Consider the following 8,760-nt stretch of genomic DNA (forward strand, 5'->3'; position numbering starts at 1 on the left):
CGGAGTTGTGTATACGAGACAGTATCTACACCAACCTGGCCGACCTCAATGCCCGATTCAAGACCAACACCGCCACCGTTGACATCATGCCGTCCATCCTGCGTTTCCTCACCATTCCGCTACCCGCCACAACCGAGCAAGAGCTCGACGGCGTGCCCTTCACCGGCAAGGTATCGATGCACGACCTGAAGGCCGTACGTAACGGGAAGAACATCGAGCTGACCTGGGGTATATTGGACGGTGCCGGAAAAGCAGAGATCCTCGTAAGCACGACCAACAACGTGCGCGACGGCAAAGGCGACGACACCTACACCCGTGTGGCAGAAGTACCCGTATCCGCCGGCAAATATACTTTCGCACAACCAGAAACAACCTTCTGTAAGATTATCATAAAAGCGCCTAACAACACCATCAGTACATGGGTCGTTGACAACAAATACGTCAAGCACGTACGCCCCTTCGGCCGCCAGTACTAACAACACAAAGGCCGCTGCTTAGTTTATGCTAAGCAGCGGCCTTTACATTGACATTTCACACGCACACTGTCTCATCGTATTGCACAATCGTGCAAAAACTCATCAAAGATCAGCGAAATAATGCGTTGATAGTCATCGCCCGGCGGCAGGTCATTGCTGCCTTCAATATATTGATCGGGATTGCGCACGACACTTTCACGCGTGCGTTGCACCAGTGCCAGCCATGCCTCGGGCGCCAGCGTACGGCGCAAATCCACCAGCATGACCTTCATCGGTTCCAGGGAACTATTAAACCGGCGTTTGTATACTTTATCTTCTTTTTCCACAGCGATGCGTTCAGAAAAACGGGATTGATCCGCCCATGCCACGCGGGCAATGACAGATCAATCCGGGCAGATCAGGCATGTGCGGCCTTCGTCGCTTTTGCTTTTTTCGTGCCGGTAGCGATAGCCTTCGTAGCAGCGTTGTTCTTACGCTTCATCTCGCGCTTTACACGAACCGACACTTTTTTAGAAATGCGGTCCAGCAGCTTCTTTGTTTTCTTCGAAGGCGCAGAGACTTCCAGCTTGTTTAGTGCAGTGCTTATCGCCTCTTGCAATACATCCTGAATCTCCTTCTTTGAAATCTTCTTAGTCATATAGGGGAATTACGTAAGTTGTTTGAACAAAAGTAGACCATGTTACTGAAATGTTAAACTACTTAACAAAAACTTAATATTAGATAGCCGATAGACGTCAGAAATGTTTTATCGACACCCCTCCTACACGATGTATTCGCTATTAGTTTACTACGCGTAAACTAAATTACACTGTCATGAAACTCCATAAACCTATTGTTAATGGACGGATTGCAGTGTCCCGTTCATCTTTAACGTACGAATCTCCTCTTCAAGCATCCGCTGTTGTCGCGTCATGTCCTCTTGCATCGCCTGCATTTCTTCGGCATGCTGCCGTATCTCTTCCTCCTGCGCCTGGAGCCGCTGATTATTCTCGCGCGCTTCCGCCAGTAGCTTTTGCGTGTCGTCATACACCTGGCGTGAGCCCAGTGCCGACGCCACATATTCGGCAATCTTCTCGAGGAATTGTACCTGGTGCGGCTTCAGATTATGGAAGCCTGCCAGCTCGATCGCACCGACCACATGCTCGCGCATTTTAAGCGGCAATACAATAATATACCGCGGGGTGGCTTCGCCCAATCCCGACGTGATCTGCACATAGCCCACGGGGATATCCGTCAGCACAATAGTAGTGCCTTCCGCGATACACTGCCCGATGATTCCCTGGTCGGGGTCCAGTCGCTGGCTCACAAAACGTTTCCGTTCGTAGGCGAACGTTGCCAGGCGATCCAGGTAACGCTCACCTGCATGATCCACCACACTGTACAGTGCTCCTTGGTTCATACCCACGTATTTCACCAGGTGCTTGAGTACGTTGTCTGCCAACGCCGCCGTGTCCTCTGCCTGGTTCGTCAGCAGCTCGCTAAACAACGCCGTGCCTTCACTCGCCCAGTGGATCATCATCTGCCGCTCCTGAGCTTCCGTCAGCTTCTCCTGCATTTTGATAAGGGAGCGAGCCAATACATCCTCGCGAAAGTTTTTATCGTAACGCGACGACAGCTCGCCGTTACCCAGTGCCTCCGAGAACGTCGTCGCCGCCTGCATACGGTCCAGCAGTTGATTAAACGCTTGTTTCGTATCACCAATCTCTTCCGTGGTTTTGATGGGCATCTTTCCTGGGAAAATACCATCGGCCAGGGATTTCATCGCCTGGCGTATCTCCTTGATGGCACGGGAGAGAATATCCGCATAAACAAACGCCAGTACAATGCCCAGCCCCAGCTGCACCAGGAAAAGTACACCGACAAAGATGATGCGCTTCCGGGCGTATGCCTCACTAAAAACTTTCACCTTCGTACGCAGCATGCCGATGGATGCTTTCAAAGCAATAAGATCATGGCGGATCAGGCCCTTCAGCCCACGCGTATCCTTTAGGCCAATGACCGAATCGATCGCCACCACCTCGTTAAATTGCTTTTGATAGGCCGCGATCTTCTGTAAGATATCATCCTTCTCAGGGCCTTCATGCTCGGCCGCAATACGCGCCGTGAACTCCCCTACCTTGTTGTTGAACTCTTGAGGATACTTCATATCCTTGCGCAGGAAAAAGTCTTTCTCGTGCCGACGCAGCATCAGCATATCGACCTTGTCGTAGGGAAAAGACGAGTTCTCCACCGCGTGGATCGCGCGACGCAGTTCGCCTTCCAGACCATAGTCCTTAAAGCCCCGCTTCCGCAAAAGCTCCTGTAAATGCTGAAACCGTTGGGCTATACGACCGACACGGTCCTTGATGGACGCCGTCAGCGTATCTTGTTGGAAGAAACCCTGCTCACCACCAATACCCGCCAGCAGCGTGCGTACCGTGTCGTCGTGTTGGCGGTAAGTGTCCGTATACAAGTTGATACCATCCTTCTGAAAATCCTCTTGCTTAAAGGCCTCCAGCATAAAATACTGAGCCGCCATGTCCATTTCCAGGATGTGAATGTTGACCGCGTCGACCTCCTCGCTGATTTTTTTATACTCACCAATGTTGGTGAAGGTCTGCCAGATCATGATCACCATGATTGCCGAGAGCAGCATGATTGATCCGAACGCCAGCAATAGCTTAATCCGAATCCTCAGGCTAAGAAAGAATTCAATAAGTTTCATGAGTACCCCACAGTAAAAACGCAAGATAGCACCCAACGGCCGGTCCACTGCGGCCGTACGATTATGAAATTATTATACTTCCAGCACCGCCCTGGCGGCCTGTAAAAATAGGCTTTTGAGGCCGCTTTCCTTGACAATAACATCAACGTGGCGTAATATAAAGGTGATACCAGCCTGGTATCTTTACGCACGATTAAAAGAAGCGCATGCACATTTTAGTTGTCGACGATCTGATTACAGATCGGTTCATCGTAAAGAAAATACTCCAGCCGGAGTATCATGTCACCACCCTTGCTTCCGCCCGTGAAGCCATGGCCTTTGCCTCTACCCGCCCCTTCGATATCGCCATCCTCAACGTCATGCTGAAAGACGACCTCGACGGCATCGATCTGTTGCAAGATCTGCGGGAAATGAAGGGACCGTCGTTCCAGGCATTTGCCATCACCTGCCACGTAGACGATCGTCGCGCCAGCCTCCTGCTCGACTCCGGCTTCGTGGAGATTCTCAAAAAACCATTCGACAAAGACCTCTTCAACCGCCTGCTGACCAAATACCGGCCCGCACCAACCCTCGTAGACGCGCCTAAGCTGCGCCGGCGCGCCGCCTGATCTCAGGCCATCTGCGGATCGGTCAGGCTGTCCTGGCCCGTCTCTACGTGCCCGGCATATTGCTTTCGAAAAGCATTATACCCTTCCGCCGTGATTGTCACGTCATACCATCCTGCACTTTTCTCCAGCTTCAGCTGACATATAGTCGTTTTACCCGCTGCAACGGTCTGTACCTGTGCGGGTGCATGGTAGGCATTGTCCACAACATGTACCACCAGCGTGCTCTCGCCCGTATTTCTTAGGTGTAACATGACATCACCCTTCGCGCGTCCCTTTTTATCAAACGTATACACATACACGCATGTCGTCACCAGCGCCGGGTCCTCTGCATTACCCGCAAACGCCCGGTAAAAGCCATTCGGTCCATAGACCTGCAATGTATATTTCCCGTCGACGAAATCTGATACCTTCCAGGAATCGTGCAAACGGTCACCGGCCGTGACGGCATAGGCCCGCGGCGCAACAGCGCGTACCAGGCCCCGTGCATATACATGAAACGGCGCACCCGCCGCCGCATCGTTAAACATGCGATTGTTTGCCTCCAATGTCATCTGAAAGATTTTGCCTCCCTCGCGAAGCCCACCGTCGGCGTATAGTTCATACGGTATGGCGCGCGCAGTACGCGTACCGGGCTCCTGCGTAAACAGCGTGGAAGCCGTACGCGGCGCCCGGCGCAGGGCCGCCACCTCGTCGGCCGTCAGGGCACGATACCCCGAAGGCACCTGCTTGAACCGTGCCCGGTGTATAGATGCAATCACTTCATCGTGTTCCAGGAAGGACGGCAGCGGGATCTTTTCACCCTGGTAAGGTTTAAACACCGACGTCAGGTCGCCGCATACCGTGCGGCGCCACGCGCTGATGTTCGGCTCCACTACCGGCTTACCGGTTTTGTGCGAGAGGAACTTCTCCAGGAACTGCAGCACCGACGTATGGTCGAACACCTGCGAGCAGACCGCGCCGCCGCGGCTCCACGGGGAGGCTATCACCAACGGCACGCGGTACCCCAGGCCGATCGGACTTTCGCGTGCTTCCGGGCCCGGCTTACGCAACCGGTCCTGCGCCAGCGTTACATATTCAACCGCCGTGTCGATCCCCGCCGACACTTTACCGGAATCAGGCTTGTTCGGGTGCGGCGGCACAAACGGCGGCACATGATCGAAATAACCATCGTTCTCGTCGTAGCAGAGTATAAAGATCGTCTTCTTCCATACCTCCGGCTTGTTTGTCAAAATGTCCATCACCTCCGACACATACCAGGCACCATACCACGGCGCCCCCGGATGGTCCGAGAAATTCTCCGGCGCCACCACCCACGACACCGCGGGCAATGTATCCGCCGCCACATCCGCCCGGAACTGCGCCAGGACGTCGCCCTTTGGCACCTGCACCTGTCGCGTATCGGTACCTTCCGTATAGGGCAGTGAAGCCAGTGTATGATAATCGGGATCGATGCGATTGGTCGTAAACGCCTTCTCGTGCAGATTACGGGCCCGCTCCGTCAGCGCAGCATAGGCTTCCGCCGTAAAGCGTCGCTGATCCTCCAGGGCCTGCTGCAGGGCTTGTTCCTTTGCGGTCCGCTCGGGACTCGCAGCGTCCAGGCGCGCGATCTCCTGTCGCAAAAACTCAATGCGCTTCGGCAAATAGCGACGATACGCCTCCGAAAACTTCACATGATATTGTTCAAACCACTCCAGCGGATTGTCGGTAAAATTGGCCAGCCAGGCATCTTCCTCTCCTTCAAACCCCACCCCTACACTCAATTCGTTCTGGTATACTTTCCAGGAGATGCCGTGCGCTTCCAGCCGCTCGGGAAACGTCGTCCAGTGCGCCAGGCGGGCATCGTCGTAATCGAGGTCTTCATTGCGCACCATGGCCGGCGCGCTGGTAGACGGTTTCTCGCGGATCGTGCCGGTCCACAGGTAAAGACGATTGGGTGTCGTTCCGGTAAGCGACGATGAGAAGTTCTGATCGCACACTGTAAAGGCATCCGCCAGAGCGTAGTAAAATGGAATATCCTCGCGGGTATAGTACCCCAGCGTCAGCGGCATGTCTTTATATCCGTCACGCCCCGAGGGTTTGGCTTGCAGCCACTGGTCATGGTGTCCTTCGTTGCGCGCATCCACCTGGTTAGACCACGAGTGCGGCAGAGAGCCCATCCAGGTCGCTCGCGTGTCCTTGATGTCGAGACGGAAAGGAAAATACGTTTGCCCCGCGGCATTGGTTTGCAACCATACCGGGTTCTGGTTAGGCAGTGTCATCGCGCGCGGATCGCGAAAGCCGCGAACACCGCGCAGCGAACCATAACAATGATCGAACGAGCGGTTCTCCTGCATCAGGATCACCACGTGCTCAGCATCGCGCCACGTCGTACCGACCGGTGGATCGATCGCCAGCGCGCGTTGAATAGCGGGTGGCAGTGTAGTCAACATTCCCGCGGCACCCGACAACAGGGTCGCCTTCTTGATAAACTCACGACGTGTTTCCATGATCGACAAACTATTCGGTCTAAAGGTAGCCCTTATTCACCACAACTTTTGGGCTCATAGATTGGAATTAACGGTTTGGTAACGCACACACGCGTACCGGGAACAGACTCCGCGGTCTACGTCGGAAACACCGGGGTCTTCCGGTTATATAACCGTTAGTCGATTTGACATACGGTTCCCGCCACGCGCCCTCCATATTCACCCAGTATAAATGCTGGCGCAAGTCTTAGCCCGTCGCGGGCGGAGACTTGTGCCTGCCCTGATGCCAGTCTTCAGACTGGCGAAGCACCTCACTAAACCACAACGCCAATGACAAAATAAAAATCCTACACACTACAACCAGACTATAGTTGCCCCAACAGAAAAAAAAATTATATAAACTTATCATTCTATCTATGAAAACACCACTACCCGGCAAACGATCGCTGATCTTTTGCTTGCTTGTTCTACTGGCACCGCTCTTCGCGGATGCACAATCCTGCTACAACATCGTGGGATACTTCCCAAGCTGGTCCGGCGCTGCTTCTGCCATCGACTACAGCAAGTATTCACACATCAACTACTCCTTCGGCATTCCGAACAGTAACGGTACCATTCCCGCCATCGAAAACTCCGGCAAACTGTCCGAGCTGGTAACACTCGGCCACGCCTCCAACACCAAAATATTGTTGGCCGTCGGCGGCTGGTTAGGTTCTTCGCCTGACAACACACCGTTCGAAGCCATTGCAACGAACCAAACCGCGATCAACCAGTTTGTGAACAGCTGCGCGAACCTCATCACGCAATACAACCTGGACGGTATCGACATCGACTGGGAATATCCTACGTCACAAGCACGCTGGAACGCGCTGATGAATCCGCTGGCCACCCGCATCCACGGCATGGGCAAGCTGCTCACAGCCGCGGTACCCGCCGGCTCATACTATGGAAACAACTATGGCAACCTCGCCATCCTCGACCTGGTCAACATCATGTCCTACGACTGCGCCTGCCCGTCGAATGCACCCTACTCGCAAGCCGTTGACGCCATCAACTACTGGACAAGCCGCGGTGTAACCAAAGAAAAACGTGTGTTGGGCATTCCTTTCTATAGCTCCGACAACAACACCAACCTGCACGTACAAAAAGCCAACCTGGCCAAGACCAGCGCCGGCGGTATCATGATCTGGGAGATCTCTACCTGGGGCGACATCAACGCCGTATACAACACACTGGGCGGCGTCTGCAAAGGCGGCGACCAACCGCAACCTACTTGCTCAACGGTTAGCCTGCCCGGCACGCTGCAAGCCGAAAGCTTCTGCTACATGAGCGGCATCCAAACCGAAGCAACAACCGACGCCGGCGGTGGCCAGAACATCGGCTACATCGAAACCGGTGACTGGGCAGGATACAAAATCAACGTACCCTCTACTGGCACATACACTGTACAATACCGTGTAGCCAGCGAAAGCACCGGCGGCCAGATCAGACTGGAGTCCTATGGTGGTAGCGCGGCGTTTGGCACGATCAACGTTCCCGCAACTGGCGGCTGGCAAGTATGGCAGACGGTTTCTCACACCGTGCAGCTGACTGCCGGCGTACAGGAAATCGCACTCGCTTTCCCCGCAGGTGGTATCAACATCAACTGGTTTAGCATCACCGGCGGTTCTGGCTCTACGGGCAACCTGGCCCTGAACAAATCGGTAACCGCTTCCTCTACCGAAGAAGCGCAATTCGCCGCCTCATTTGCGGTAGACGGCAACGCCACCACACGCTGGTCAAGCGGTTATAGCAACACCGAGACACTGACCGTAGACCTCGGCGCCACCTACAATGTAAACCGCGTGAAGATCACGTGGGAAGCTGCCTACGGCCGCGACTACAAAGTACAAGGCTCTGCCAACGGCTCTACCTGGAACGACCTCCGCGCCGTCAACGGGAACACCACCCTGGTGAACGACCTGACAGGCCTGAGCGGCAGCGCGCGCTACATCCGCGTACAAGGCGTAACCCGTGCCACCGAGTGGGGCTACTCCATCTTCGAGCTCGAAGTATATGGAGCTGCCGCTGCACAAGCACGCGTAGCCGAAGCCTCGGGCACAGTATACCCGAACCCCTTCACCAGCACAACAACGGTATCCGTCGACCTGCCCGAAGCCGGCCCTGTCTCCCTGCGCGTAGCCGGTACGACTGACGGTCAGGTAATCGAAGTGTTCAACGGCTACCTGGAAGCCGGCCACCACGAAATCACCGTGGATGCCTCTTCCCTGAAGCCCGGCCTGCACGTCGGCACCCTGATCTACAAAAACACACAAAAACAGCTAAAACTGCTGAAGAAATAATCCACCCACAGCGTATAAACACAAACAGCCCGGCCAAAAGCCGGGCTGTTCTTATAACATTACATCTCAACCGCGTCAGCGGTATACCTGGCGCAAGGTACTGTCATAAGGACCAAGTGTCAGGTTAAGATTTTTTACTAATCTTATCGTCTTAAAGAGGACCTC

General features: G+C 54.4%; 6 protein-coding genes and 1 pseudogene. 3 read left to right on the plus strand and 4 right to left on the minus strand.

Translation table 11 applies throughout. The annotated features are described in order from the left end of the window. Positions 1-476, plus strand: a pseudogene (locus KK062_RS29480) (hypothetical protein); the annotation flags it as partial. 71 nt (positions 477-547) lie between these two features. Here the strand turns inward: KK062_RS29480 and KK062_RS29485 are convergent. From KK062_RS29485 to KK062_RS29495, 3 genes are all read right to left on the minus strand, one after another. Then, positions 548-802, minus strand: coding sequence for a hypothetical protein (locus tag KK062_RS29485; RefSeq protein ID WP_254087988.1), 255 nt, complete (start codon positions 800-802; stop codon positions 548-550). A gap of 71 nt (positions 803-873) precedes the next feature. After that, entirely contained in the window at positions 874-1,113 is a 240-nt protein-coding gene (locus KK062_RS29490) for a hypothetical protein (protein WP_254087989.1), read from the minus strand. A gap of 198 nt (positions 1,114-1,311) precedes the next feature. Then, entirely contained in the window at positions 1,312-3,180 is a 1,869-nt protein-coding gene (locus tag KK062_RS29495) for a GAF domain-containing protein (RefSeq protein ID WP_254087990.1), read from the minus strand. A gap of 206 nt (positions 3,181-3,386) precedes the next feature. On the opposite strand from KK062_RS29495, the gene KK062_RS29500 reads away from it, so the two are divergent. Continuing rightward, positions 3,387-3,788, plus strand: a complete 402-nt coding sequence (locus KK062_RS29500) for a response regulator (RefSeq protein WP_254087991.1) — start codon at positions 3,387-3,389, stop codon at positions 3,786-3,788. Between the two features lie 2 nt (positions 3,789-3,790). Here the strand turns inward: KK062_RS29500 and KK062_RS29505 are convergent, their stop codons facing one another. Next, a complete protein-coding gene (locus KK062_RS29505) occupies positions 3,791-6,274 on the minus strand; it encodes a phosphocholine-specific phospholipase C (protein WP_254087992.1) in 2,484 nt (827 codons plus the stop codon). 395 nt (positions 6,275-6,669) lie between these two features. Here KK062_RS29505 and KK062_RS29510 point away from each other — a divergent pair, with 395 nt between their 5' ends. After that, positions 6,670-8,595, plus strand: coding sequence for a glycosyl hydrolase family 18 protein (locus KK062_RS29510; RefSeq protein ID WP_254087993.1), 1,926 nt, complete (start codon positions 6,670-6,672; stop codon positions 8,593-8,595). Positions 8,596-8,760 lie beyond the last annotated feature (165 nt).

Origin of the sequence: Dawidia cretensis (assembly GCF_018598175.1) — a bacterium.
Taxonomy (GTDB): domain Bacteria; phylum Bacteroidota; class Bacteroidia; order Cytophagales; family Cyclobacteriaceae; genus Ohtaekwangia; species Ohtaekwangia cretensis.

What these genes read in the sequence shown, in the direction of transcription:
- KK062_RS29490 (WP_254087989.1), bottom strand. Translation starts at nt 1,113, where the DNA reads ATGACTAAGAAGATTTCAAAGAAGGAGATTCAGGATGTATTGCAAGAG.
- KK062_RS29495 (WP_254087990.1), bottom strand. Translation starts at nt 3,180, where the DNA reads ATGAAACTTATTGAATTCTTTCTTAGCCTGAGGATTCGGATTAAGCTA.
- KK062_RS29500 (WP_254087991.1), top strand. Translation starts at nt 3,387, where the DNA reads ATGCACATTTTAGTTGTCGACGATCTGATTACAGATCGGTTCATCGTA.
- KK062_RS29505 (WP_254087992.1), bottom strand. Translation starts at nt 6,274, where the DNA reads ATGGAAACACGTCGTGAGTTTATCAAGAAGGCGACCCTGTTGTCGGGT.
- KK062_RS29510 (WP_254087993.1), top strand. Translation starts at nt 6,670, where the DNA reads ATGAAAACACCACTACCCGGCAAACGATCGCTGATCTTTTGCTTGCTT.